The organism is Ruegeria sp. A4, from assembly GCF_056543025.1.
Window position 1 is genome coordinate 150943 of record NZ_JBQGAW010000002.1, and the last position, 24609, is coordinate 175551.

Annotated in this window: 21 protein-coding genes, 1 tRNA gene and 2 pseudogenes; 14 read left to right on the forward strand and 10 right to left on the reverse strand. The window is 57.2% G+C overall.

Going from position 1 to position 24609, the window contains the following annotated elements; all coding sequences use genetic code 11:
* Window positions 1-183 precede the first annotated feature (183 nt).
* Window positions 184-305 (forward strand): annotated as a pseudogene (locus tag ACR0E2_RS09975) (IS5/IS1182 family transposase); the annotation flags it as partial.
* A 30-nt stretch (window positions 306-335) separates the two neighbouring features.
* On the opposite strand, the gene ACR0E2_RS09980 reads toward ACR0E2_RS09975, so the two are convergent.
* A complete protein-coding gene (locus ACR0E2_RS09980) occupies window positions 336-1619 on the reverse strand; it encodes a cytochrome-c peroxidase (protein ID WP_480446284.1) in 1284 nt (427 codons plus the stop codon).
* A gap of 3 nt (window positions 1620-1622) precedes the next feature.
* Here ACR0E2_RS09980 and ACR0E2_RS09985 point away from each other — a divergent pair, with 3 nt between their 5' ends.
* Window positions 1623-2093: a tetratricopeptide repeat protein gene (locus tag ACR0E2_RS09985; RefSeq protein ID WP_171230701.1), complete on the forward strand. Its 471-nt coding sequence runs from the start codon at window positions 1623-1625 to the stop codon at window positions 2091-2093.
* Between the two features lie 30 nt (window positions 2094-2123).
* Here ACR0E2_RS09985 and ACR0E2_RS09990 read toward each other — a convergent pair whose 3' ends face one another.
* From ACR0E2_RS09990 to ACR0E2_RS10015, 6 genes are read right to left on the reverse strand one after another with little or no spacing between them, the layout of a single operon-like run.
* Window positions 2124-3185 (reverse strand): TRAP transporter substrate-binding protein, encoded by a 1062-nt coding sequence (locus ACR0E2_RS09990; RefSeq protein WP_480446285.1) that lies wholly within the window; start codon window positions 3183-3185, stop codon window positions 2124-2126.
* Window positions 3186-3209: 24 nt separating this feature from the next.
* Window positions 3210-4499, reverse strand: coding sequence for a TRAP transporter large permease (locus tag ACR0E2_RS09995; RefSeq protein WP_171364655.1), 1290 nt, complete (start codon window positions 4497-4499; stop codon window positions 3210-3212).
* A complete protein-coding gene (locus ACR0E2_RS10000) occupies window positions 4500-5087 on the reverse strand; it encodes a TRAP transporter small permease subunit (protein WP_171230703.1) in 588 nt (195 codons plus the stop codon).
* A 53-nt stretch (window positions 5088-5140) separates the two neighbouring features.
* The gene (locus ACR0E2_RS10005) at window positions 5141-5656 is read right to left on the reverse strand and encodes a flavin reductase family protein (RefSeq protein ID WP_371808053.1); all 516 of its coding nucleotides are present in this window, start codon (window positions 5654-5656) and stop codon (window positions 5141-5143) included.
* Window positions 5656-6546, reverse strand: coding sequence for an aldo/keto reductase (locus ACR0E2_RS10010; protein WP_480446286.1), 891 nt, complete (start codon window positions 6544-6546; stop codon window positions 5656-5658). The genes ACR0E2_RS10005 and ACR0E2_RS10010 overlap by 1 nt, the downstream gene beginning before the upstream one ends.
* The gene (locus tag ACR0E2_RS10015) at window positions 6546-7700 is read right to left on the reverse strand and encodes an LLM class flavin-dependent oxidoreductase (RefSeq protein WP_480446287.1); all 1155 of its coding nucleotides are present in this window, start codon (window positions 7698-7700) and stop codon (window positions 6546-6548) included. Before ACR0E2_RS10015 ends, ACR0E2_RS10010 begins: the two co-directional genes overlap by 1 nt.
* 105 nt (window positions 7701-7805) lie before the next feature.
* Here ACR0E2_RS10015 and ACR0E2_RS10020 point away from each other — a divergent pair, with 105 nt between their 5' ends.
* The 3 genes from ACR0E2_RS10020 to ACR0E2_RS10030 all read left to right on the forward strand — a co-directional run bounded on the left by ACR0E2_RS10020 (window position 7806) and on the right by ACR0E2_RS10030 (window position 11052).
* Complete coding sequence (locus tag ACR0E2_RS10020; protein WP_480446288.1) at window positions 7806-8516, forward strand: GntR family transcriptional regulator; 711 nt, start codon at window positions 7806-7808, stop codon at window positions 8514-8516.
* Window positions 8517-8528: 12 nt separating this feature from the next.
* Window positions 8529-9626, forward strand: coding sequence for a Gfo/Idh/MocA family protein (locus ACR0E2_RS10025; protein ID WP_480446289.1), 1098 nt, complete (start codon window positions 8529-8531; stop codon window positions 9624-9626).
* 433 nt (window positions 9627-10059) lie between these two features.
* Complete coding sequence (locus ACR0E2_RS10030; RefSeq protein WP_480446290.1) at window positions 10060-11052, forward strand: hypothetical protein; 993 nt, start codon at window positions 10060-10062, stop codon at window positions 11050-11052.
* Window positions 11053-11162: 110 nt separating this feature from the next.
* Here the strand turns inward: ACR0E2_RS10030 and ACR0E2_RS10035 are convergent.
* Window positions 11163-11784 (reverse strand): annotated as a pseudogene (locus ACR0E2_RS10035) (hypothetical protein).
* Window positions 11785-12007: 223 nt separating this feature from the next.
* On the opposite strand from ACR0E2_RS10035, the gene ACR0E2_RS10040 reads away from it, so the two are divergent.
* From ACR0E2_RS10040 to ACR0E2_RS10075, 8 genes are all read left to right on the forward strand, one after another.
* On the forward strand, window positions 12008-13117 hold the full coding sequence (locus ACR0E2_RS10040; RefSeq protein ID WP_480446291.1) for a GlxA family transcriptional regulator: 1110 nt from the start codon (window positions 12008-12010) through the stop codon (window positions 13115-13117).
* 82 nt (window positions 13118-13199) lie between these two features.
* Entirely contained in the window at window positions 13200-14339 is a 1140-nt protein-coding gene (locus ACR0E2_RS10045) for an aromatic ring-hydroxylating oxygenase subunit alpha (protein ID WP_171331077.1), read from the forward strand.
* The gene (betC, locus tag ACR0E2_RS10050; protein WP_480446292.1) at window positions 14336-15865 is read left to right on the forward strand and encodes a choline-sulfatase; all 1530 of its coding nucleotides are present in this window, start codon (window positions 14336-14338) and stop codon (window positions 15863-15865) included. Before ACR0E2_RS10045 ends, betC begins: the two co-directional genes overlap by 4 nt.
* Window positions 15865-16662: an SDR family NAD(P)-dependent oxidoreductase gene (locus ACR0E2_RS10055; RefSeq protein ID WP_152460175.1), complete on the forward strand. Its 798-nt coding sequence runs from the start codon at window positions 15865-15867 to the stop codon at window positions 16660-16662. The genes betC and ACR0E2_RS10055 overlap by 1 nt, the downstream gene beginning before the upstream one ends.
* A 148-nt stretch (window positions 16663-16810) precedes the next feature.
* Window positions 16811-17743 carry a 3,5-dioxohexanoate:acetyl-CoA acetone transferase gene (gene kce, locus ACR0E2_RS10060; RefSeq protein WP_480446293.1) on the forward strand — a complete coding sequence of 311 codons (933 nt, stop codon included), beginning with the start codon at window positions 16811-16813 and terminating at the stop codon, window positions 17741-17743.
* 15 nt (window positions 17744-17758) lie between these two features.
* A complete protein-coding gene (locus ACR0E2_RS10065) occupies window positions 17759-19177 on the forward strand; it encodes an aminobutyraldehyde dehydrogenase (RefSeq protein WP_480446294.1) in 1419 nt (472 codons plus the stop codon).
* Complete coding sequence (locus ACR0E2_RS10070) at window positions 19177-19911, forward strand: SDR family NAD(P)-dependent oxidoreductase (protein WP_480446295.1); 735 nt, start codon at window positions 19177-19179, stop codon at window positions 19909-19911. The genes ACR0E2_RS10065 and ACR0E2_RS10070 overlap by 1 nt, the downstream gene beginning before the upstream one ends.
* Entirely contained in the window at window positions 19911-20855 is a 945-nt protein-coding gene (locus ACR0E2_RS10075) for a 3-hydroxyacyl-CoA dehydrogenase NAD-binding domain-containing protein (protein ID WP_480446296.1), read from the forward strand. The genes ACR0E2_RS10070 and ACR0E2_RS10075 overlap by 1 nt, the downstream gene beginning before the upstream one ends.
* Before the next feature lie 530 nt (window positions 20856-21385).
* Here the strand turns inward: ACR0E2_RS10075 and ACR0E2_RS10080 are convergent.
* A tRNA-Pro gene (locus tag ACR0E2_RS10080) sits at window positions 21386-21462 on the reverse strand.
* Window positions 21463-21851: 389 nt separating this feature from the next.
* Window positions 21852-22967: a THUMP domain-containing class I SAM-dependent RNA methyltransferase gene (locus ACR0E2_RS10085; RefSeq protein ID WP_480446297.1), complete on the reverse strand. Its 1116-nt coding sequence runs from the start codon at window positions 22965-22967 to the stop codon at window positions 21852-21854.
* A gap of 297 nt (window positions 22968-23264) precedes the next feature.
* On the opposite strand from ACR0E2_RS10085, the gene ACR0E2_RS10090 reads away from it, so the two are divergent.
* Entirely contained in the window at window positions 23265-24608 is a 1344-nt protein-coding gene (locus ACR0E2_RS10090) for a Na(+)-translocating NADH-quinone reductase subunit A (protein ID WP_480446298.1), read from the forward strand.
* The last annotated feature ends 1 nt before the right edge of the window (window position 24609 follow it).

Genomic DNA, 24609 nt, shown 5'->3' on the forward strand with positions numbered 1-24609 from the left:
GTGCCAAACCGCATTGGTCCGCTTGGACCAATCAAAGCTTCGTTAGCCTGGTTGTGGTCTTCTGGCCATGCAGTGAAAAAAAGCAGGTGCCAAATTTAGAATGCAAGCGAAGACTGCAGAGAGTATTTGTTTGAAAGTGATTGATAAGTTTCAGAGATGGGCGGGGCCAGATGAGGCTATCCAGTCGAGAAATGCTTCAACAAGTTGAAGAATGCCAGCCGAGTTGCAACACGCTGCGACGTGCCCACCGAAAGCTCTTCGGATTCGTCGATTTCGCATCAACCCGTCTCTGGCTCAGCCATTAGTCAACATGAGCTAAATGATGTGAGAGATGGCTAAGGAGTAAATCCTTTCGGCACACCGAATATCGGCGAGTCCACGCTGCGACCTGTCAACGAATTCAGAAAAGCAATCAGGTTTTCTATTTCTAATTCCGTGAGTTGGATCGGATCGATATCAATTTTCTTGCGTTGACGTGCCATTTCATATCGGTCCTGCCAAACTAGGAAATCCGTTTTTTGCAACCATGGCACCTCGGGTAAGGCAGCCATTTGGGGGGTCCATTTGTCCAGGCTGGCCTGCGGATCCAAATGATGGCGAATGACGCTTTCAAGATCGGGGAAGGCGCCATTGTGACCGTATGGTGCGGTCAGGGCAACGTTACGGAGCATCGGGGTGCGGAACCTGTAGGCATCCTCAAGGCGGTTGCTTTCACCCATGCGGCCGACATCCCGGACGAAGGGATCCCACTGCCGGGTGCGACCCGGCCCAAAGGGAGGCAAGCCCAGTGCATGGAACTTCTGATCTGACATGAGCGGACCGGTGTGGCAGGCGGAGCAGCGGGCTTTGCCGTAGAACAGCTTCATCCCCTCGATTTGCGCAGGTGAAAGGGCATTCATGTCGCCCGCAAGATAGTGGTCAAACGGGCTGTCGGTGCTGCGCCACTCGATCGCCATGAAAGCGGCCAGAGCGTTGGCGACTTGCGCGATCGTGATGTCCTCGGTCGTCTCGACCTCATCAAAGACGGCGACGATGGCCGGACCATAGCGCGAATCGGTGCGGACGCGTTTCGCCAGAATGGGCCAGCCCTTGTCGATACGATCATGCACCGCGCCTGTGACTTCATTTTCGGCCACATTGCCCGCCATCTCGAATTGTGAGGTCAGGGGAAACAGAGCCTGTGCTGCCAGCAGGGAGTTCAGACCCTCGGGCAGCCACTCCTGCGCCGGGGAATTGAAGCCGTTGCCGTAGACGTCGGAAATGCTCAGCCTGCCGTCGTGAAAGACGGTGTGTATGTCCTTGGCCCCAAGATTCCACAGGCCCGGAGAGTTACGAGGGATGCGTTTGCGTATTCTGTTGGCCCCGGTGCCGGGTGTGCGGTCCGGCCCCAACCCCTGTCCGCCTTCTCCTATGCCCAGCGAAAACCCGTCCGAAGTGCCGAAATCCGGGTGGTGACAATGGGCGCAGGCGATGTTGCGGTTGCCTGACAGGATCGGGTCGTAAAACAGTTGATGACCGATGGCGGCCTGTTCCATATCAAAGGGGATAAAGTCATCATCGGTCAGCGGGCGCGGCAAATCCTGTGCCACAGCGGGCCCGACCCAGAAGAAGGCAACCATCCCATGCGCCAGCTTGTTTTTGCCCTTTGCGTATTTGCGTCTCCGGCTCTGGCTGAACTGGAACAAGCCCGCGATATGATGGAAGCCGGACAGTTTGCTGCCGCGCGTGAGGAACTTCTTCCAGCCGCGCGCTCGGGCAACGCCGAGGCTGAAGAGTTGATCGGCGTGATGTACGGGCTGGGTTTGGGGGTCGAGCAGGATTACGAACGGGCCTTTGAATGGTATCTGCGCGCCTCGATGAAGGGGCATCCGGGGGCGCAGTCGGGCGTTGGCTGGTATTACGAATTGGGTCTGGGCATGCCTGCGCCCGATCTGGTGCGCGCGTATATGTGGTACACGCTCAGCGCTATTGGCGGCGACCCCGATGCGGCAATCAGCCTTGAGGAAGTGGTCAAGAAAATGTCGCCGGAGCAGATTGAAAAGGCGCATGTTCTGGTCAACGACTACAAAGGGTGGATGTACCCGTTTCGGTGAGGGCCAGGCCGCAAAGCCCGGCCCAACCGTTCACTTCAGGTCCGCATCACGAGCAGCGTTGACGTCCGCCTCAGCCGCCGCGACCGCCTCGGTCAGTGCAGCAAAGATCTCGTCGCCTCGCGCAACGTTGGACTGGAACCAATCATAGACTGGCGTTGCGGCCTCTTTGAACGCAGCCTTCTGATCGGGTGTCAGCACATAGAGGTCTCCGCCACCGGCGACGAAATCCTCATAGGCTTGGATCGACTTGCGCTTGGGGGAGGCGAAAGTGGCCTGTTGCAGGGCATAGAACCCGTCGACCACGACGCGGCGCAGATCCTCGGGCATCTCCTGGAACTTGGCGTTGTTCATCCACCACAATGCGCCCATATAGGCGTGGCCGTCCAGCGTTACGTATTGCAGGCCCGCATCCGGGAATTTCATGCCCATGATGTCGGTGATGCCGTTCTTGGATCCTTCAACGACACCGGTCTGGAAGCTGGTGAACAGTTCCGGCCACGGGATTGGGGTGGGCGACGCACCTAGCGCCTTGACCAGTTCCTGCGGCAGGTCGGCGACGACGGTGCGGATTTTCAGACCTTCCATATCCGCAGGCTCGGCAATGCGGCGCTGTGTGTTGGCAAAGTTGCGCCAGCCGCCGGTGTTGCCGATGGTCATCAGACGGATCGCGCCGCCCGAGTCCTCAAGCGCCATGTCGCGCATTGTGCGGGTGAAATCGCCCGACAGGACATGCTCGGCAATGCGGTCATCGGCCATCAGATAAGGCAGGTCCAGAACCTGCACGTAAGGAAAGATGCCTGAGGCACCGCCCGAGGTCGAGATGTAGATGTCGATGGTACCGTCTGCCACACCCTGCAAGCACTCGGCCCCGTTCGAGCACAGTTGTGTACCGATGAACAATTCGACTTCAATCGCGCCGTTCGAGGCGGCCTCGACATAGTTCTTGAAGACGATCAGGCCGTCATAGTCCTCGTCGTTTTCGTTCGAATTGGCAGTGGCGCGCAGCGTGTAGTCGGCAGCTGTTGCCGCGATGGCAGACGCGGCCACAAGCGAAGTGGCCACCGCTGCGGTTTTGATGAAGTTTCTGAGCATGCGTTTCCTCCCTGTGGAACTCAGTTAGTTGGCAAATCCCGTTATCCTCGGGATCGTCATGGATAGTGCGGGGATATAGGTGATCAGGAAGATCACGATGATTTCGACCGCCAGGAACGGCAGGATCGCTTTGGCGATGGTTTCGACCCGTTCGCGCGAGACAGCAGCAGCGACAAACAAGACCAGGCCCATTGGCGGGGTGGCGAGGCCGACGGTCAGGTTGACGCTCATGATGATGGCGAAGTGGATCGGGTCAACACCGAGGCTGGTGAAGATCGGGCCAAGGATGGGACCAAGGATGATGATCGCAGGGCCTGCGTCCAGGAACATGCCAACGATGAACAGTAGCAGGTTGATCAGGAACAAAAGGATCAGCGGGTTTTCCGACAGGCTGAGGATCAGCGAGGCCAGTTGTTCCGGCGCATGGCTGAGGCTGACGACCGTCTTGAACGCCATCGCAGCACCAACCAGCAGCAGAACAACGGCTGAAGTCATGCCTGCATTGCTGAGCACCTCGGGGACCTCTTTCCATGTCAATGTCCGCAGGATGAAGAACCCGATGATGAAGGCATAGCCCACGGCGACTGCCGCAGCCTCGGTCGGTGTGAAGATACCACCCAGAATACCGCCCAGAATGATGACCGGTGTCATCAATGGGAAAAAGGCCTTCAAACTGGCCTGACGCCGCTCGGGCCATGTGTATTTGCGGCTGGCGATGGGGAAGTCATAGCGGTCGGCCATCAGTTTGATCATCAGCATCAGACCGACACCGACCATCACGCCCGGAACGATCCCCGCCAGAAACAACGCGGCCACGCTTTCGCCCATCACATAGGCGTAGATGATCATGATGCCCGAGGGCGGAATGATCGGCCCGATCACCGAACTCGCCGCCGTGATCGCGGCGGCGAATTTGCGGGTATAGCCCTGTTTCTCCATCGCCGGGATCAGCATCGACCCTAGCGCCGAGGTGTCCGCCACGGCGGACCCCGAGAGGCCCGCAAACAGAATCGAACTCAGCACGTTCACATGCGCCAGACCACCGCGCAGGTGCCCCATCAGGGCCTGCGAAAACTCGACAAGGCGGATGGTGATGCCGCCTCGGTTCATGAGCTCTCCGGCCAGCATGAAGAAGGGGATCGCCATCAGAGGGAAGCTGTCCATACCGTTATAGACATTGCGATACAGCAGCGTGATGTCGTTCGTCTGGCCGTTCAGCCACAGCAGGATTCCGGGCGCCGCCAGCAAAGCGAAAAAGACCGGCAGGCCGATCAGCAGGAAAATCAGGAAGGTGGGCAGGAACCAGATCAGCATTTATTCGGCCCCCACTGCCGCATCAGGAATTTCAGGCAACAGGTGGCCGCCGCCCAGCAGAGTGATGAAGGATCGCAGGATCAGCTCGATATTCACCGAGATCAGCAGGATGATCCCCACCAGCAGCGATGCCATCATCCAACTGCGAGGAATGCGATACCATTCGTCGAACCCGAAAGAGGTGGGCAGATACAGCGCGGCAGTGGCGAACTTGCCGCCAAAGCCGGTGACCTCGGACCAGCCGATATTGACGGCGACCAGCAGGACTGCGAGCGCGATCAAAAGCAGGAACAGATTCAGCGTCTGGCCGATGATGCGGGGAAGGAGGCGTTCCAGCATGTCGATGGCCACAAAACCGCCGCGCCGAAACGCGGTGGGCGCCATAAGACCGGTCATCCACAGCATGCAGAACCGCGCGGCCTCATCCGGCCACGGCAGCGCATTGCCCAGAACGTATCGGAAAAACACCTGGATCAGAATTGCGATCACCATGAGCGCAATCGCAACAACACCAACCGCGCGCCCCAGACGCAGCACGGTTTCGTTCACGAATGCAATCGGTGCAAGCACCGATGCCAGTCCGCCCATGCGGATCCTCCCTTGGTCAGCCGCGGGTGTCCCCCACGGTCATCAAATCGCGCTTAGACTTTCGCGAATTGGCCGAGTTTCCCGGCATAAAAGGTCAGCGCGTCTCCATCCGACATGCTGGCCCGTAGAACTTTTCCAACCACAATAACGTGATCGCCTGCATCGTGATACGCGTGCTGTTCGCATTCGAACCGCGCAAGGCAATCTGCCAACACCGGTGTCCCATTCTCACAGCGCTCGTGGCTGATGTCCCGCAGTGCAAAGGCGTCTTTCGAGCAGCCGAAACACAGCTCGGCCTGGTCCGAAGACAGCACATGCACGCTGAAATGACGGGCCTTGTGGAAATAGGGGAAGCGACGCGAGTTTCGGTCTCCGGCCCACATGATCAGCGGTGGGTCAAGCGACAGGGACGAAAAGCTGTTGGCGGTGATGCAGACAGGCCCATCCGCGCTGTCGCAGGTCACGATGGTGACACCGGTTGCAAATCGGCCGAAGGCGTCGCGCAGGGTACGTGTGTCGTCCTTATGTGGAATAAAGGTGCGGGTCATGTCCTTTGAGATTGCGTTCATCATGGTACCTCGTGCCCCAGCGCCGCCTCGTACAGGCGGAACCAGCTTTCGCGATCCAGTTTGACTTTCAATGCGTCAGAGGCGCGTTTAATCCGGTCCAGATTGTTGGTGCCCAGAACCGGCAGGATGTTGGCCGGGTGGGCCAACAGGAACGCCACTGCGACGGCGGCGCGATCCACGCCAAACCCGGCTGCGATTTCATCGGCGACGACCCCAATCGGCGGGTTTCCGGCCATCAACAGGCCTCCACCCAGCGGCGACCATGCCATCAACGGATGGCCATGCTGTTGGTGAAAGGCCAGATCACCGTTGGTGAAAGGGCTGATCTGACCCAGCGAAATTTCGATCTGGTTGGTGACCAACGGCGTATTCATCGCCGATTGCAGCAACGACCAATCCCACGGGCGGAAGTTGGACACGCCCACCGCGCCGACCTTGCCGCTGGCGACAACCTCATCCAGGGCGGCTCCGGTTTCATAGTGGCTCATCATGGGGTCCGGGCGGTGGATCAACAGCAGATCGATGTGGTCAATCGCCATTTCCGACAGCGACGTGTCGACTGATTTCAGAATGTGGGCACGTGAGGTGTCGTAGTATTTTACCTTCGCATCCGCGTAACGGCCAACCGGCGCGACGATGTCGCATTTGGTGACGATCTCCATCTTCTGACGCAGGTTTGGATTGGCGCGCAGGGCGGCACCCAGCACGGCCTCGGCCTGGTAGCCGCCATAGATGTCGGCCTGATCGAAGGTGGTGATACCCTGATCCAGACAGGTCTGAATCTTGGCCTCGACATGGCCCGCGGACGTGTCACTGTCATCGCCCAACCGCCACATGCCATAGACAAGGCGGCTCATCTCCAGCGAGTCAGATAGTTTCACACGTTGCATTAGCGGCGTTCTCCGTTGCCCAGCGGTGTGGCCGGGGTCGTTTTGGGAACCCTTCCGTAAGCTTCGGGAAGGGAACAGGTTTTCAAATTCGGCAACACGCGGGCGCCGAAATGGCGGGCTTCGTCCAGATGCGGGTAGCCCGAGAAGATGAAAGCGCGGATGCCCATCTTCTGGTATTCCTCGATCTTCGACATAACCTGATCCGTCGATCCGACCAGAGCGGCACCGCAACCAGACCGTGCCCGGCCAACACCGGTCCAGAGACCGGGTTCGACATAGCCGTACTCATCCGCCAGATCGCGGTTCCTGGCCTGATGCGCCACCCCCAGCGAGGTCGAATCCAGCGCCCGTTCGCGGATGGCGCGACCGTATTCGTCGTCCAGCTTCGAGACGATGTAGTCCGCGTATTCCTGTGCCTCAGCCTCGGTATCGCGAACGATCATATGGACACGCAACCCGTAATCCAGCGTGCGGTCGTAGTTTTCAGCGACGGCGTGAACGGCCTTCATCCGTTCGGCCAGTTGATCCTTGGTTTCAGGCCACATCAGGTAGACGTCGCAATGCTCGCCGCACAGATCCAAAGCAGAGGGAGAATAGCCGCCGAAATAAAGCAGCGGCCCGCCGGTCTGATATGGCTTGGCCGGGTCGGTGGTCAGGTCCGAGAAGTTATAGACCTCGCCTGCATGATTGATCTCATCCTGCGTCCAGGCTTGTTTCAGAATCTCCACCACTTCGCGCGAGCGCTGATAGCGGAACGCGCTGTCGGCCTTCTCACCGGGAAAGTCGGATGAGATGATGTTGACCGTCAAACGCCCCTTCAGCATGTGGTCCAGCGTTGCGATGGTGCGGGCCAGCATGATCGGTTGCATCTCGCCACAGCGCACGGCGGCCAGCAGGTTGATCCGCTCGGTGATCGGGGCGCAGCCGGCGACAAAGCTCAGCGTGTCTTGACCGACCTGATAAGAGGACGGGCAGAGGATGTTGCGAAAACCCTGCGCCTCGGCCTCTTTCACAATGTTCGAGCAATGCTCCCAACTCGACCGCAGGGCACCATCGGGAACGCCAAGGAACTGGTAATCATCGGAACACAGCGCAGCGAACCACGAAACTTCGGCCGCATCCAGATCGGGGGATGTGATGGGGACGATGCTCATTTGATTCACGCTCCGTACATCTTTGACTTTCCTCTTGCGTAGCAATCGCTTTGATGTAGATCAATAGTGTATCAATTTTTCCTGCGACCGAGTGAAGCGTCTGCCGTGCCTGCATCCAACCGAAACCCCAATGCCCTGCCGGTATATATTCAGATCGCGGAACTTCTGATCCGTGACATCGCGGCTGGTCGCCTTATTGACGGTGAACGATTGCCGCCCGAGCGCGAGATGGCCGCAGAGCTGAATGTCTCGGTTGGAACGCTGCGAAAATCGCTCTCAGAGCTAGAAAAAAAGGGGATGTTGGAGCGTATCCAGGGCTCGGGCAACTACATACGCGAGACCGGTACGCAAAACAGCGTCTATGCAATGTTCAGGCTGGAACTGCCGGAAGGGGGTGGCCTGCCTCGTGCGGATATCCTGTCGGTTGACCATCTGAAAAAGCCGATCAATCTGCCGAAATTCGGTGCTTCTGACGCCGGTTCGCGTGTCCGGCGGATGCGCTACCTGAATGATACAATCATCGCTGTCGAAGAAATCTGGCTGGACGAATCAGCGGGCCTAATCGACCAGAGCCTGCTGTCCGACTCGCTCTATCGCTACTATCAGCGCCAGTTGGGCTTTTGGATCGCAAGAGCCGAAGACAGGGTTTCGGTCCGGCCTCTACCGGACTGGACGCCTTCTGACTTCACCAAGCCAGCCGGCCAAGCAGTCGGTTATATCGAGCGGTTCAGCTGGTCGGAAAGCGCCGAACCCGTCGAATTCTCAAAAACTTGGTTCGACCCGGATCGGGCCAACTACGTACAACGTCTGAAGTAAAAGGAATTGCGCATGACCCGGACCATCAAATACGGGCTGATTGGATGCGGAATGATGGGGCAAGAGCACCTGCACAATATCGGATTGCTGGAAGGTACCAGTGTGGCTGCGATCTTTGAACTCGATCAGGAGATGGCAAAAGCCGCCAAGGCAATTGCGCCAACTGCTACCATGGTAGGTTCCGTGCAAGAGCTACTGGCGGTAGAGGAACTGGACTGCGTCGTCATCGTCAGCCCGAACCATCTTCATGTGGACCAGATCTGCGAAATCGCAGAAACACGTCCTCTGCCGCTTCTGGTAGAAAAACCATTGTTCACCGACCCGCAGGACGCGCCCCGGCTCGAACAGTTGCAGCGCGACTACCCCTGCCCGATTTGGGTTGCAATGGAATACCGGTACATGCCCCCTATCGCTGCTTTGATCGACAAGGCCGAGGCGACAGGTGGGGTAAAAATGCTGTCGATCCGCGAGCATCGTTTTCCCTTCCTCGACAAGGTCGGTCACTGGAACCGGTTCAACCGAAATACTGGTGGCACTTTCGTCGAGAAATGCTGCCACTTCTTCGACCTGATGCGTCTGATATTGCAATCCGATCCGGTGCGCATCACGGCAAGCGGCGGGCAGGCGGTGAACCATCTTGATGAAAGTTACGACGGTCAAACCCCGGATATTCTGGATCACGGCTATGTTCTGGTCGACTTTGCTTCGGGTGCGCGCGCGATGTTGGAACTTTGCATGTTTGCCGAAGGCTCACGCTATCAAGAAGAAATATCGGCCGTCGGACCGGACGCCAAGATCGAGGCGTTTGTCCCCGGACCCGGACGATTCTGGCCCGATCACTTGGGAGCCCCGCCATTGCCTCAGGTGATTTTGAGCCCGCGCAATCCCAAAGGTCCGGTATCAATGGACGTTCCGGTGGACCCCACCCTTTTGGCGGCTGGGGATCACAATGGGTCGACCTACTATCAGCACAAAGGATTCCTGGCCGTTCTTCGTGGCGAAAAGGCGAAACCGGATGTGAGTTTGAAGGACGGCCTCTGGGCTGTCAGGATGGGGCAAGCGGCGCAACAGGCAATTGAAACCGGTGAAACGGTTTACTTGGCCGACTGATCGGGGCCGGAGTCGCAGGTGCGTTTTGCGATCGCTAAAAGACGCCTTAGACTGTTGCTGGCAATGTCTTTCATCGTATGACTAGGACCACGATCGCTTGATTGGTTTGAGAGGGTCAAGCTCGCTGAAACTTCAATCTGCAGCGCGCTGTGTTTATGCAGAGCGCGGCGCTTCTGGAATGTCTGGTCTTTGCTTTTCTGTCTGGTCAAGCGCGTCACGGGGTTCTTAGCTTAGTCACTGTCGAAGATTCGCATTCTAAACTAAGTTGAGTTACAGATTATTGTGCCAACTCAAGTGCCGACAGGTAAAAAGGAACACATAAACTAAAGAATATCAGTATCTTATGCGCTTAATAACGAATTCTCTCTCACTGCTTTGTATTCTGGCCATCTTCTTGGTGACCTCTAGACCTTTGCAAGCTTGCTCAGTCTGCGTGACTTTGCCTGAGGCTTCGTCGGCTGATCACATTATTTCCGCGGACATTATCGTTCTGGCCGGTCCCACACCGGACAACCCGTTCCGGTTTTCTCCGGTTCACATTCTGAGAGGGACAGAACAGAAAATCTCAACGCTGCCGGAAATACCGTTTCTGATCGACAGCAAGACCCGCGCAGCTTTCCGGTCCAATCCAGAAAAGACGGTTCTCTTCACCTATGGCGCAACCGACAAGGATGGTGCAGGGCGTAGCATTTCACGAAGCTGGAAGCGCTTATTCATGATGACGCCAGATAGATCTCGGTTTGTTGAGGTTTTGACAGCTGTTGGAGGATCGTGGGCGTACGGCGACAATGACGGCTCGGAGCGTGTTATGTTCTTTGCGGGCTATCTAAGCCACGAAGATCATGTGCTGAGAAATATCGCTATGGTTGAAATCTACCGTGCCCCATATGAATTTGTTCATCCACTTCGGAACACGGTGCCCACTGAGCAGCTCCTGCAAGAATTTCGTAGTCTGAACAGGATCAGTTACATACCCGTCGCGGTGCGTCTGCTTGGCTTGCAATCTGATGAACAGGCAGCCTCTGTTGTGCGTTCGCGATTTGAACAGGTTTTGAAGAGCAATGGTCAAAACCTTTATGAATGGGCTCTCGCAGGTATCGAAATCGACGGCGCCCTTGCAATCGCTGCAATTGAGCGAGCACTGCAGCGCCCCGGCTGGCAACCGCCCGAAAAGCAATCCCTGATCCGGGCTTTGACCGAAGGCGGCACGGTTTTGCCTGAACTTCGCGCTCAGATTATTGGCATTTTCGCGAGTGAACTCGAAAAGGACCGAAATCTAGCGCCGCGGATCGCAGTTGCCATGCGGAACTGGGGCGAGACCGCCCTGAATCACCAATTTCAAGCGCTTATCGTGAGGGGTGAAATTGATCCCGCGACACAATTTGTTCTCGGAACAATAATCGGCGCGGGGCAGGTCACCGATTGAAAGTGAGCTGTGCGCTGTTCTTTGGCACAAGTAATGCGAGATGGATCTCGACCACCCGTTTTCAGAGTTTTTTGGCGTTGGTCTCTTTGTAACGGAGGCTCTGGTTCGGTTTACGTTTGAGTTAAAGTGGCAGCGGCTTGGTTCTGAAACCTTCGGTTTCTGATTGTTTGCTTCTTGATCTCCACTCTTATGTTCAGGAATTCGGCGCCTCGGCCATGGTAGACGTCGGCGGGCGTCAAGTTGGCCGGGGTCTTGGGGTAACAGTAGTTGTTGTGATCGACAAAGGTGCCGATCTGTCGCTCAAAACCTCCGGGTAGGAAGTAAATTTCCAAGAGAACCCAGTGCTTCTTAGTTTGGTACCAACGCTCGAACTGGAGTGGGGTTTGTGTGTGGTGCGGCGCACCGTGCACGTGATCCGAGACAGTCCGCCAAATCACCCGCGGCGTATGTCGAGCCGTTTTCGCTGAGCAGCCTTGGCTCGTGTGCGACCATGACGTGATCTCAGTCCGAGGTCTCAGGGGCGGTCACCTACCGAGCCGTGTCGCCCGCAAGACGGGCTCTCCAAGCTTCCGGGAACTCCTTCGACCAGAAGTAATAAAAGCTTTCGGTAATGCCCTCGCGGAGACACAGCGCCGCAATGCTATCCTCATCGCGCAGACCGGCCGGGACATTACCGACATTCTATTCGGCCCAGTAATGTTTGCGGGTCTTGCGTTTGATGTTCCTGACCAGCTTTTAATCTGCGTCTTTCTAAGTTCCGTATTTCTTGTTCATCTTAGCTTGCTAGTAGGTTCAATGAACTCGAACCCCTCCGCTACACAGATCCCTAAATCTACCCGGTGGGTGCTTAAGTCAGACAGCCAAAACTGGAAGATCCTTCGTCGCAGTTCGAGGCGAAAGATAAGCTTGAGTCGCTGCAATGCACGTTGCGCTTCGCGCCTGATTCAGCCTTGAGTTGGTCGTCGATTTTACTTGTCTGGCCGCACTGTCTACCGTTGAGAATGAACAGAAGGGAGTTGGCGACATGGTCGAGGGCGGCGGGCCGGACAGAACAACCGAACTGAGAATCGCTATAACGCCATTTTTCAACCTGGCGGCCACGATGTCATTTATCGATCCCTTTCGTGCCGCCAACTATCTCGAGGGAACAACACTGTTCCGATGGCAACTTGTGTCCGAGGCGGGCGGAATGGTGACGGCCAGCAATGGCGTCGAAGTCAACACTGCCAGGTTCTCAGAGGCTGGAATGAACAAAGCGGACATGCTTTTCGTCTCGTCAAGTTGGGAGCCGGAGCGCCATGTTTCTGCTGCGTTGCGCGCGAACCTCAGAAATGCCGCGAAACGTCAGGCAATCTTGGGCGGGCTAGATACAGGTGCCTTTGTTCTGGCCTATGCCGGGTTGCTGGAAAACTATACGGCAACAGTCCATTACGAACATATTGATGCGTTTCAAGAATTGTTCCCCAAGACGGGCATCAGTGAAGCGCTTTGGGTTATTGATCGCCGTCGTGTGACTTGCAGTGGGGGTGCGGCTTCGCTCGATCTTGCCCTGCATCTGATCCAGCAGTCTCATGGTAGCGCTCTTGCAAATGCCGCTGCACGCTATGTGTTTGCCCCCCCGATACGCGCCCACGGGGCATTGCAGTACCCCGAGAATATCGAGCCTTTGGGCAACTCTGTTCCAACAAATGTGCGTGCCGCAATTCGTGTCATGGAGGCAAACCTTGAAACGCCACTCTCCATTGCGGAGGTTTGCAGGCATGTTGGGTTATCACATAGGCAACTTGATCGGCTCTTTGCGCAATGCGTGCGAAAAACGCCAGCACTTTACTACCGCGATATCCGCCTCGACCGGGCCCGCGGCCTTGTAACCCAAACTGACCTGACCATGTCGGAGATTGCCTTTGCGAGCGGATTTTCAAGCCAGGTCCACTTTAGTCGGGCCTACAAGGACCGCTTCGGTCTCCCGCCGAGCAAGGATCGTGTGCAGGGACGCATTCCATTCGAGTTCCGAGCATGGCCAATGCACCGCGCACCAAAGCCTAAGGCGAAAAAGGTTAAGTAGTCGGCGATTCATGGTAAGTCTTGTGGTTTGATCCGCGAAATGCTGGTGCAGTGAGTTCCTGATTCCAGTCGTGAGGACAGCCATGACGCAGTTTCCAGATCAAAACGCGTTCGAAGCAATCAAGTCTGGCTTCGACCCAGATCCAAATCGTGCGCTTTCGTTGCGCAAAGAGGCTTACATTGACGCAAACTGGTTTGAGGTCGACCGTACGGAGATCCTTGCCAAGTCTTGGCAATGGGTTTGTCACGTCGAAAAGCTGCGTACGCCAGGGTCATACGTCGCCACACATATCGCGGGGCACCCAATCGCTGTCGTCAGGGATAGGGAAGGGGTCTTGCGCGCCTTCTACAACGTCTGCAAACACCGCGCCCATGAACTGTTGAGTGGCGAAGGCGAGACGACCCGTATCATGTGTCCCTACCATGCTTGGGTCTACAAGCTTGACGGTCAACTTGTCCGTGCACCTGAAACAGATCACCTGGAGGACTTCACGCCACGCGATATCTGCCTGGATGCTGTTCAAGTGGAAGAGTTTGCCGGTTTCGTTTTCGTCAACCTCGACACGCAAGCCGCCTCGCTGTCGGATCAATCCGGCAATCTGGAGACCGAAATCCGCCACTGGGCCCCTGATATCGAACAACTTACCTTCGGGAAAAGACTGACATACGACATCAAGTCGAACTGGAAGAATGTCGTCGACAATTTCCTTGAATGCTACCATTGCCCGACCGCCCACAAGGACTTTTGTGATCTTGTGGATATGGACACGTACAAAGTCACGACCTACGGTATTTATTCCAGCCACATGGCAGAGGCGGGGCAGAACGCCAATTCCGCCTACGACGTCTCCAACGCGACTGTAAAGACCCATGCGGTCTGGTGGCTGTGGCCCACAACTTGTCTGATGCGATACCCGGGCCGATCCAGCATGATCGTGCTGAATGTCATTCCGGTCGGACCAGATCGTACGTTGGAGACCTATGACTTTTTTCTTGAGACGCCCGAGCCTGATCCGATGGAAATCGACGCGATGCGCTATCTGGATGAAGTGCTTCAGGTTGAAGACATCAATCTGGTCGAAAGTGTACAGCGAGGAATGAAAACGCCGGCCTTTACGCAAGGTCGAATCGTGTCGGACCCTTCAGGATCCGGCAAATCCGAACATGCCGTTCATCACTTCCACGGGCTGGTACTTGATGCTTACGCAAAGGCCGCTCCATGACGCAGCCGAATATTGTTGTGGTGATGGCCGATCAGTTGGCACCACATTTCATTGGTGCTTATGGGCACAAGGGCGCCAAAACCCCGCACATGGACAAACTCGCGGCACGCGGGATGCGATTTGACGCCGCTTATTGCAACTCGCCGCTCTGTGCGCCGTCGCGATTTGCTTTCATGTCCGGGCAATATGTCAGCCGAATTGCGGCTTATGACAACGCGTCGGAATTCCGTGCCAGCGTGCCTACCTTTGCACACTATCTCAAGGCTCTGGGATATCGCACGTGCCTGTCAGGCAAGATGCACTTCGTCGGACCTGACCAGATGCATGGGTTTCAAGATCGGATTACGACCGATATCTATCCCGCCGATTTCGCTTGGACGCCGGACTGGGAAGCCCATGATGAGCGGATCGACAAGTGGTACCACAACATGCAGACCGTCAAGGAAAGCGGTGTGGCAATCGCGACATACCAAACGGATTACGATGACGAGGTCGAGTTCGCAGCGCGCCGGTGGCTGATCGAGCGCGGACGGGATCACGCAGCCGGCGACGTCTCTCCGTTCTGCTTGGTGGCGAGTTTCATCCATCCTCACGATCCATATGTGGCGAAGCCAGAATTCTGGGATCTCTACGCCGATTATGAAATCGACTTGCCGCAAGGCCTCTCTCTGGAAGAGCACGACCCGTTCTCACGCCGTGTGATGGATGGGATCGAAGCCTCCACTGTGCCGCTTTCGGATGAAGAAATCCGCCGCGCACGTCGCGCCTATCTGGCAAATGTGAGCTATTTCGACAGTAAAGTCGGCGCGATCGTCAAGGCGCTGGAAGAAACGGGTCAGATTGACAACACATTGATCATTGTGACCGCGGATCATGGAGACATGCTGGGTGAACGGGGTCTTTGGTACAAGATGACGTTCTTCGAACACTCTGCCCGTGTGCCCTTAATCTTCGCAGGCCCGGATGTGGCCGAAGGCGCGGCGCCTCACGCGTGCTCTCTCGTAGACTTGCTTCCAACCTTCCTGGAAGTTGCCGGAGGGACACCTGACATGCTGGGCGAGCCAGTTGACGGTCGGTCCCTGATGCCCTTGACGCGTGGGGAGGATGCACCAGAGGACATTGCCATCGGCGAATACTGCGCAGAGATGACACCTTGGCCTGTCTTCATGATCCGGCGCGGGACACTGAAGTATATTCACTGCGATGTGGATCCACCGCAGCTCTATGACCTGTCTCGGGACCCGGATGAGCGTGTCAACTTGGCGGATGACCCGGCCTACAGTGATGCAGCCGCTGCCTTTGCATGCGAAGTCGCTGAGAGATGGGACAGCGAAAGGCTCCGGGCTGATGTTATGCGCACCCAGAAATCGAGGCGTGCGCTTCATGCCGCGATGGAGGCCGGGGCAAGCGAGCCATGGGATTACAACCCGCCGCGCGACGCCAGTCAGGAATATGTTCGCAATCACATGGATTGGACTGCGGCAGCCGCGCGCTATCGCTTTCCACCGATGGGGGAAACAAACTGATGGATATTCAAGACGGCAAGGTGGCCCTTGTGACGGGCGGACGGGGCGGCATCGGCCGTGCGATCGTGGATCGGCTGACCCGAGAAGGTGCCGTTGTCTACGCAGCCGATCTCAGTGAAAGCGGATCCGTGTCCAACCCAGCAGGGGCCGATAGCCATTTTCTCCGACTTGATGTCACCTCAGAACCCGAGGCCATTGCAGCTATGGAGAGGATAAAGACTGAGCACGGCAAACTCGATATTCTCGTGAACGCTGCGGGCATCGAGATCGAAAAAACGATTGAGGATACAAGCCTTGAAGAATGGAACCGCTCGTTTGCGGTGAACGTGACAGGCACATTCCTGACGTCCAAATATGCGCTACCTTTGATGCGCAAGGCGGCAAAGAGCGGCAGTTCTGCCTCTGTCATTAACTTCGGATCATATGACGGTTTCATCGCAGATCCGGGACTGGCGGCGTATTGTGCAACGAAAGGTGCGGTTCATGCCCTGACCCGCGCGATGGCCTGCGATCACGGGCCCGAAGGCATCCGGGTCAACGCGATTTGCCCTGGCTACATCGACACACCGATGCTGCAAAGCTTTTTCACCGGCGACGGCTCGGGTGGCGGCGGCAAGACGATTGACCAGCTTCAGCAAGCTGTGCGCGATGTGCACCCGATGCGCACTTATGGAACGCCAGACGATATCGCAAACCTCGTGAACTGGCTCGCCAGCGATGAGGCCCGATATGCAAGCGGACAGCTTTGGGTGCTGGATGGAGGCCTTAGCGCTCAAGTCCAGCAGATGCGGCTATGAAATGCGCCGTCAACCCCAGGAAGGTCGCCGACAAGGGTGCTTTACGGCCACGCTATGCGCTTGGTGAACCCCCCGAGATTCACCTGATCTACCGACCCAAAGAGGTGCGTTACCATTTGCGCCGTGTTGTTTCGCAGGAGGCCCCGGAATGCCAAAATCCGTAATCATCACATGCGCACCGACCGGGGGCATCCACACCCCGACAATGAGCCCTCATCTGCCCATTACACCAACCGAGATCGCAACGGCCAGCATAGAAGCCGCCGAGGCCGGGGCCTCCATTATCCATTTGCATGCCCGCCATCCCGAGACCGGCAAACCCGATCCCAGGCCAGAATTGTTCCAGCAATTTATGCCTGTCATCAAACAATCCACAGATGCCGTGATCAACGTTTCAACCGGCGGTGGTCTTGGTATGTCCATGGACGAACGCATGTTGGCGGCCACGACAACAAGCCCCGAAATGGCATCCCTCAATGTGGGGTCGCTGAATTTCGGAATCTTCCCGATGCTTCAGAAATACACCGAGTTTCAGCATGATTGGGAACGCCCTTTCCTCGAAATGACCGAGGATTTCATCTTTCCCAACACGTTCGGGACAATTCGCTATGCCATCGAAAAGCTTGGGGGTGAACATGGCACACGGTTCGAATTCGAGTGCTACGATCTTGGCCATCTCTACAATGTAAAGTGGTTCGTTGATCAGGGTCTGATCAAGCCACCGTTTTTTATTCAGATGGTGTTCGGAATCCTCGGCGGTGTGGGCGCTGATCTCGACAACCTGATGCATATGCACACCATAGCCGACCGGCTGTTCGGGCCGGAGAACTACGAATGGTCGGTGCTGGCTGCGGGGCGCCATCAGATGCCATTTGCGACTCAGGCGGCCCTGTTGGGGGGCAACCTTCGTGTGGGGCTCGAAGACAGCCTGTTCATCGGCAAGGGCGAACTGGCGACATCCAATGCCCAGCAGGTCCGGAAAATTCGAGACATCGTGGAAAACCTCGGGCTTGAGGTTGCAGCACCTGCCGAAGCCAGAGAGCGGCTCGCGCTCAAGGGCGCGGACCGGGTGAATTTCTGATAGAAGGGAACGGGCATGCAAGGCAAATTGCTTATCAATGGGGAGATGGTGGAAGGGGAGGGTGAGGCCCTGGCCATTTTGAATCCCGCGACTGGAGAGAAGATTGGTCAGGTCGCAGAGGCAAGTTCGGACCAGGTAGAGGCCGCAGTAAGGTCATCTGAAGAGGCGTTCGAAACCTTCCGACATGTCCCGCCGGCCGAACGGGCCGCGCTGCTGATGCAAATCGCCGATATTATCGAAGCCAATCAGGATGAGTTGGCGGAGCTTGAAAGCCTTGATGTCGGCAAACCCTGGCCATCGGCACGCAATGATGAGTTCCCTCTTACCATCGACACATTCCGCTTCTTTGCAGGGGCGGCCCGGACCATGACGGGATCGGCCGCGGGCGAGTATGTCGCAGGCCACACAAGCATGATCCGCCGCGACCCCGTTGGCCCCGTGGCGGCGATTGCCCCTTGGAATTATCCGTTGATGATGGCCGCCTGGAAACTTGCAGCCCCTCTTGCAGCCGGCTGTACAGTTGTTCTGAAGCCTTCCGAGATCACACCTTTGTCCACACTGCGCCTTGCTGAACTTTTGCACGACGTCTTGCCCAAAGGGGTGCTGAATGTGATTCACGGGCGTGGTCCCACGATCGGGGATCAATTGATCAACAGCCCTCAAATGGAAGCGATCACTGTCACGGGGTCCCCGGCCACCGGCATGGCCGCCATGCGCGCCGCCAGCGAGCAAATTCGCCATGTGCATCTGGAACTGGGTGGCAAGGCCCCCGTCATTGTTTTTGATGATGCCGACCTGGACGCTGTGGCCGAAACGATCCGCTATGGGAGCTTTTTCAATGCCGGGCAGGATTGCGCGCAACCGTGCCGGATCCTGGTCCAAGACAGTGTGTATGAAAAATTCACGGCCATGGTCGAAGCGCAAGTAAAAGAAATAAAAGTTGGCGCACCCAAGGCCGAAGGCACCGAAATGGGTCCGATGGTTTCCGCAGGTCAGCGCGACCGCGTTTCCGCCTTTGTCGATCGCGCACGCCCTGGATGCGAGATCGTCACAGGTGGCGCAAGCGGAGATGGAAACGGGTTCTTCTATCAACCGACGGTGTTAGCAAACGTCGATAATTCAGCAGAGATCGCAACGGATGAGGTCTTTGGGCCCGTTGTGACGCTTTCCCGTTTCTCGGACGCGGATCATGCCGTAAAGGTGGCGAATGCAGGTCGATACGGACTGGCATCCTCGGTCTGGACGACCGACGTGGGACGGGCGATGTCGATTACATCTCGCCTGCGCTACGGGTTCACATGGGTCAATACGCATGGTGTCGGCACACCTGAAATGCCTTGGGCCGCGATGAAAGGCTCCGGCACGGGCTGTGATATGAGCGTCTATGCGCTCGACGCCTATACGTCGATCCGTCATGTGATGGTGGCGCACTGATGCGGCTTGCGGGAAAAAAAGCGTTTGTTACTGGCGGACGCCAGGGAATTGGACGCGCCATCGTCGGTGCTTTCCTAAAGGAAGGCGCCGAGGTAGTGACCTGCGGGCGGGGTGGAGCCCCTGACGGCCTGCCCTGTGAATGGCACGATCTGGACGTCAGTGATCCGGTGAACGTCCAAATGGTAGCCGAGGCTGTGGGTGCGTTGGACATTCTCGTCAACAATGCCGGGGTCCAGGTGGAAAAGACCGTGACGGAAAGCACCGACGCGGATTGGGATCTTGTGATCGGCGCCAACTGTCGAGGGGTGTTCAACTGCTGCCGTGCCTTTATTCCGACCATGAAATCCGGCGGGAGCATCATCAATATCGGCTCAATCTCTGGCAAGGTCGCGGACCCTTCGATGGCTCTCTACAATGCGTCCAAAGCTTTCGTGCATGGGCTCACGCGATCTATCGCCGTGGATCATGGCCCAAGCCTGCGGTGCAATGCGATTTGTCCGGGATGGATCAATACCGGCATGCTTGAGGCCGCGTTCGAACTTGCAAAGGATCCTGTCGCGGCAAGGCAAGACGCACTGGCCCGTCATCCCGTTCGTCGGTTTGGCGAGCCGGATGATATTGCATCCATGGCTGTCTGGCTCGCCTCTGACGAGGCAAGCTTCGCAACGGGTCAGTTCTTTACCGTCGACGGCGGCATGACGGCCGCGTCGCCACTCAACCCCGGAGTGTTCTGATGTCGGAGATCTCACATACTGCAATTCTTGGTGCCGGCGTTATTGGTGCAAGCTGGGCTGCGCTGTTTCTCGCGGCTGGTCGATCAGTTACTGTCTACGATCCGGCACCAAACTCTGAAGAGCAAACCCGCGCTTTCATTGAAACAGCTTGGCCCACGCTTGAAGAACTCGGCCTGACCGGCAGAGCCTCTCCGAACGCATTGGCGTTTGCAGAAACAGCAGCATCTGCGGTCGATGGTGCAGACTTCGTGCAGGAGAATGTTCCAGAAAGAGAAGCGATCAAACACGCACTCTATTCTGAAGTCGAACCAGCCCTGAGCGAGGAGGCGATCGTTTCCAGTTCCACATCAGGCATGACGCTGGAGGCTTTGCAAGCTGGTTGGCAAGACCCTACGCCTTTCATCCTCGGACACCCGTTCAACCCGCCTCATCTTATCCCCTTGGTGGAGCTCACCGCGAACGCGCAAACAGGTGATGGCGTTCTCGAACGAACTGAAGCGTTTTATCACGACATCGGCAAGGTCACGATCCGCATCAGGAAAGGCATGCCTGGCCATGTGGCGAACCGCCTTCAGGCAGCCGTCTGGCGCGAAGCGGTCCATATGGCTGTCGAGGGCGTTGCTTCGGTCGAAGACATTGACAAGGCTATGTGGGCGGGCCCCGGTCTGCGATGGGCGGCGATGGGGCCGACGATGTTGTTCAATCTAGGCGCGGGAGAGGGCGGTCTGCGCGCCTTTTGCGATCACTTCCGGGATACGTTTAACGGATGGTGGGACGGGTTGGGTCAGCCATACTTGAACGACGACGTTATCGAAACGTTGGTTCAGGGCATAAACGAAGAAGCAAACGGTCGATCCCCGCAGACACTCGCGGCCGAGCGAGATGCGCTTATTGTTGCCATGCAAAAATCCCTCAAAAGCATTCGACTAGAATCGAACACTTGAACGCTGCACATTCGTGACAGCGCATTGAGGAGGCACCACCGGCTGAATTTCGGAGCCCTGGCTGCGCAGTGTGTCGACAATCCGTTCCGCTGTGGCCGCGCCAAGGCCCTGTTGTAGCCTCGTGATGAGGTTGCCTTCGCGGGCGGCAAAGGTTTGGAACACCGAATGTACGACAAAGTTGGTGCTTTTGATTGTCTGGGTCTCTTCCTCGATCCCGACGTGCCAATTCTTCTGTCCGCCGCCTCCGGCATATTGTTTTCAGCTTGGGCATGCGCGGCATGACCCTGGTAAACGCCACTGCCTTTTCTGCGATCTTGCGCGAGACCCTGTAGAATTTCTACCGTTCCTAAAGCCTGGTTGCGCCCAAGAAAGCTGCGGTTACTAGGGGCTAGAAGATATCAGGGTCCCCTGCTGTGGTAGATTTCTGCCGGTTGGGATGAACTGAGCAAAAACAACCCGCGAAACGTTGCGGAAATCGTTGCGTGAAATACACTGAAAGCAAAAAAGCGCCCTTGGGCGCCTTGTTTTATTGGTCGGAGTGAGAGGATTCGAACCTCCGACCCCTGCCTCCCGAAGACAGTGCTCTACCAGGCTGAGCTACACTCCGACCGTGGCGGGTGATCTATACGCGGCGCGTCTGATGCGCAAGAGGATTCTGTATTGCGATCACCCGAATCTTTCGAACGCAATAACCAATAAAGGGCCGCGCACCGATGAGTTCGGAACCCGGTAATTTGAACAGGTCTTCACGCCTCGAAAAAACGAGCGTTTGCATGTACGCGTTCTTCTGGTTGACCAACGCGCAAGAGTGTCCGCCAACCTGTTCGCCCCTGCCGGACGGGTCACGATTGCACCGGTGCCAAGATGTCGAGAGGTTCACAGGCACGTTGAGAAACAAGGGAATCGCCCCCTTTGCGGCGGAAACCCTGTGGTTTTCTTGTCCGCTCTCGCCCGCGCAGCCATCGTCATGAATTGGTTGTGAAGCGTCCCAGGCAATCACGGCAAGGGGTCTGTTCGGTACAGACGAATTTTGGTTCCACCATGGTCGACGACCGGCCCTGGCGCCAGCAAAGGCAGGCGTGTGGCCCGGGCAAGCCCCGGAGCGCTGGTGATCACGCCGACCCGCCACCCCCGGAACCGGTTCATCAAGGTCTTGCCCATTGCACCATAGACCGAACGCAAGCGTTTTTCGTCACCAATCCGCGCCCCGTAGGGCGGATTCACAATGACCAGCCCCGCAGGACCTTCGGGGGGTTTTATGTCACTGACGGAACGCTGTTGAAACCGCGTCACAGCGCCGACTTGCGCCCTTTCGGCATTGGCGACCGCCGCGTCGACCGCGCCCGAATTGCGATCCGAGCCGTAGAAGGTAAGCGCGCATTCCGCCGTCTTCGTTTCCTGCCGCATTTCCTGCCACTGATCAGGGTCAAAGCCCGCCAGGTCCTCGAATGCAAAACTGCGGGAGCGGCCAGGGCGCAGACCCAGAGCGATCTCGGCGGCCTCGATCACGAAGGTACCCGATCCGCACATCGGGTCCAGTACGGGTTCATCACCCGAGTAGCCACACTCTCTGAGGAACATGGCGGCCATTGTTTCGCGCATTGGGGCCTTGGCAATGGCTTCCTTGTGACCGCGTTTGTGCAGCAGCTCGCCGGAACTGTCGACCGAGATCGTGCAGATGTCTTTCTCGATTCGAAGCAAGACCCGAAGGTTTGCCTCGGAGGAAATCGAGGCGCCCAATGTCTCGGATATTGCCCGCTCGATCCTCTGACGCGCTGCGCTGGCGTGATAAATTCTGGATTTGCGGCTGATGGCTTCGACCTTGACCGGCACGTCAGGACGCAAAACGGTGCCCCAGGGAAATTTCCGGGCACGTTTGTCCAATTGGGCAAGGTGCACGGCGGGGAAACTGCCCAGCCGCACCAGAACCTTGTTGGCGCCGCGCAGTGTCAGGTTGACGCGCCAGACCTCGGGCCATGAACCCCGGCATGTCACGCCGCCCGGTACAGTTCTGACCTGTGCGAATCCGTTGAATCGCGCCTCGTCAGCAAGAGGCGCTTCGAGGCCCGGCGTGGCAACCAGAAAGATTTCCAAATCTGTGTCTTTTTCCATTCCGTTTGCTTACACTGGAACCTTGGTGGGCGCGATATGCAATTATACGCCATGGATTCAGAAGAAATGACCGATCAATCGCAGGTTTGTGTGGTTCATCCTCAAGTTTTGGCGGTAACAGGTTTGCGTTTGTGACCTTCCCCGCGTAAAGGGTCCTTGATCGGAAATACGCCTGCGGATTTTGGACCGTTTTCGACGCTTTTGCGACGGAGGCTCGAAAAAACCGCGCTATTGCATGACCCCGAAAGGGCGTTGGCAGAGCTGGCGCAGAAAAGAGGCTTGGAAGAACGTAGCAACATGCAAACTTTCAAACTGAAAAAGGGGCTGGATCTGCCGGTGGAAGGCGCTCCTGACCAGACCATTCACCCGGGCCCGGAATACTCGACCGTAGGCGTTTTGGGCGGTGACTACATCGGCTTGAAACCCAAGATGCTGGTGCAGGAAGGCGACAGCGTCGTACGTGGCGCGCCGCTGTTCTGTCACAAGGACGCGCCTGACGCGATGATGGTCGCACCGGTAAGTGGCAGGGTCGTCGCGATCAACCGTGGTGCCCGTCGGGTGCTGCAAAGCGTCGTGATCGAAGTGACAGATGCCAATGACGCCGGTGTTGATTTCTCGGGCATAGGGGATGCCGACAGCGCCGAAGGCGTGACGGCCAAGCTGTGCGCCGCCGGCCTGTGGACGTCGTTCCGCACGCGTCCCTATTCGAAAATGCCGAATCCCGGCGTCAAGCCGGATGCGATCTTTGTCACCGCCATGGACAGTGACCCGCTGGCCGCTGACGCTGCCACGATCATTGCCGAGGCGGCCGAAGAATTTGCCGCCGGTTTGGCGGCAGTCAGCACATTGACCGAGGGCAAAACCTATCTTTGCCAGAAAGAGGGTGACACGATACCCGGCGCAGATGTCGCCGGTGTCGAAACTGCATCTTTCGCAGGCCCGCACCCATCGGGGCTGGCCGGAACGCATATTCACTTCCTCGAACCCCTTGCAGGCGACAAGCAGGTCTGGACCATCGGGTATCAGGATGTCATCGCCATTGGCCGCCTGATGCAGACCGGCCATCTGGATCCGAATGTCGTGATTGCCCTGACGGGGCCGGGTGCGCGTCAACCGCGTTTGATCCGTACCGTGATGGGCGCATCAACTGACGATCTGACCCGTGACGAAGTCGATGTGGACGGCACGCCCCGTATCATTTCGGGATCGATCCTGTCGGGCCGGCACGCAGAAGGCCCGACCGCTTTTCTGGGCCGGTTCGCGCGCCAGATCAGCATCATCCGTGAAGATCCCGATCAAATCCCGTTGGGCTGGATTCGTCCGATGCCGTCGAAATACGCGGTCCAGCCTGTATTGGGTTCGGCATTCGCCAAGAAGCTGTATGCCTTCACATCCAACCTGAACGGAGGGCGTCGGGCCATGGTGCCCACAGGTGTCTTCGAAGACCTTATGCCGCAGGACTATCTGCCCACTCAGTTGCTGCGGGCGCTGCTGGTAATGGATACGGACACTGCCCAAGCCCTGGGTGCGCTGGAGCTGGACGAAGAGGATCTGGGCCTTGTGGGCTTTGCCTGTCCGGCAAAATATGAATACGGGCTGGCGCTGCGCGACTGCCTGAGCAAAATTGAAAAGGAGGGCTGAG

Coding starts and splice junctions, on each gene's coding strand:
- ACR0E2_RS09980 (WP_480446284.1), bottom strand. CDS start 1,619: ATGGTTGCCTTCTTCTGGGTCGGGCCCGCTGTGGCACAGGATTTGCCG.
- ACR0E2_RS09985 (WP_171230701.1), top strand. CDS start 1,623: ATGCGCCAGCTTGTTTTTGCCCTTTGCGTATTTGCGTCTCCGGCTCTG.
- ACR0E2_RS09990 (WP_480446285.1), bottom strand. CDS start 3,185: ATGCTCAGAAACTTCATCAAAACCGCAGCGGTGGCCACTTCGCTTGTG.
- ACR0E2_RS09995 (WP_171364655.1), bottom strand. CDS start 4,499: ATGCTGATCTGGTTCCTGCCCACCTTCCTGATTTTCCTGCTGATCGGC.
- ACR0E2_RS10000 (WP_171230703.1), bottom strand. CDS start 5,087: ATGGGCGGACTGGCATCGGTGCTTGCACCGATTGCATTCGTGAACGAA.
- ACR0E2_RS10005 (WP_371808053.1), bottom strand. CDS start 5,656: ATGAACGCAATCTCAAAGGACATGACCCGCACCTTTATTCCACATAAG.
- ACR0E2_RS10010 (WP_480446286.1), bottom strand. CDS start 6,546: ATGCAACGTGTGAAACTATCTGACTCGCTGGAGATGAGCCGCCTTGTC.
- ACR0E2_RS10015 (WP_480446287.1), bottom strand. CDS start 7,700: ATGAGCATCGTCCCCATCACATCCCCCGATCTGGATGCGGCCGAAGTT.
- ACR0E2_RS10025 (WP_480446289.1), top strand. CDS start 8,529: ATGACCCGGACCATCAAATACGGGCTGATTGGATGCGGAATGATGGGG.
- ACR0E2_RS10045 (WP_171331077.1), top strand. CDS start 13,200: ATGACGCAGTTTCCAGATCAAAACGCGTTCGAAGCAATCAAGTCTGGC.
- betC (WP_480446292.1), top strand. CDS start 14,336: ATGACGCAGCCGAATATTGTTGTGGTGATGGCCGATCAGTTGGCACCA.
- ACR0E2_RS10055 (WP_152460175.1), top strand. CDS start 15,865: ATGGATATTCAAGACGGCAAGGTGGCCCTTGTGACGGGCGGACGGGGC.
- kce (WP_480446293.1), top strand. CDS start 16,811: ATGCCAAAATCCGTAATCATCACATGCGCACCGACCGGGGGCATCCAC.
- ACR0E2_RS10065 (WP_480446294.1), top strand. CDS start 17,759: ATGCAAGGCAAATTGCTTATCAATGGGGAGATGGTGGAAGGGGAGGGT.
- ACR0E2_RS10070 (WP_480446295.1), top strand. CDS start 19,177: ATGCGGCTTGCGGGAAAAAAAGCGTTTGTTACTGGCGGACGCCAGGGA.
- ACR0E2_RS10075 (WP_480446296.1), top strand. CDS start 19,911: ATGTCGGAGATCTCACATACTGCAATTCTTGGTGCCGGCGTTATTGGT.
- ACR0E2_RS10085 (WP_480446297.1), bottom strand. CDS start 22,967: ATGGAAAAAGACACAGATTTGGAAATCTTTCTGGTTGCCACGCCGGGC.
- ACR0E2_RS10090 (WP_480446298.1), top strand. CDS start 23,265: ATGCAAACTTTCAAACTGAAAAAGGGGCTGGATCTGCCGGTGGAAGGC.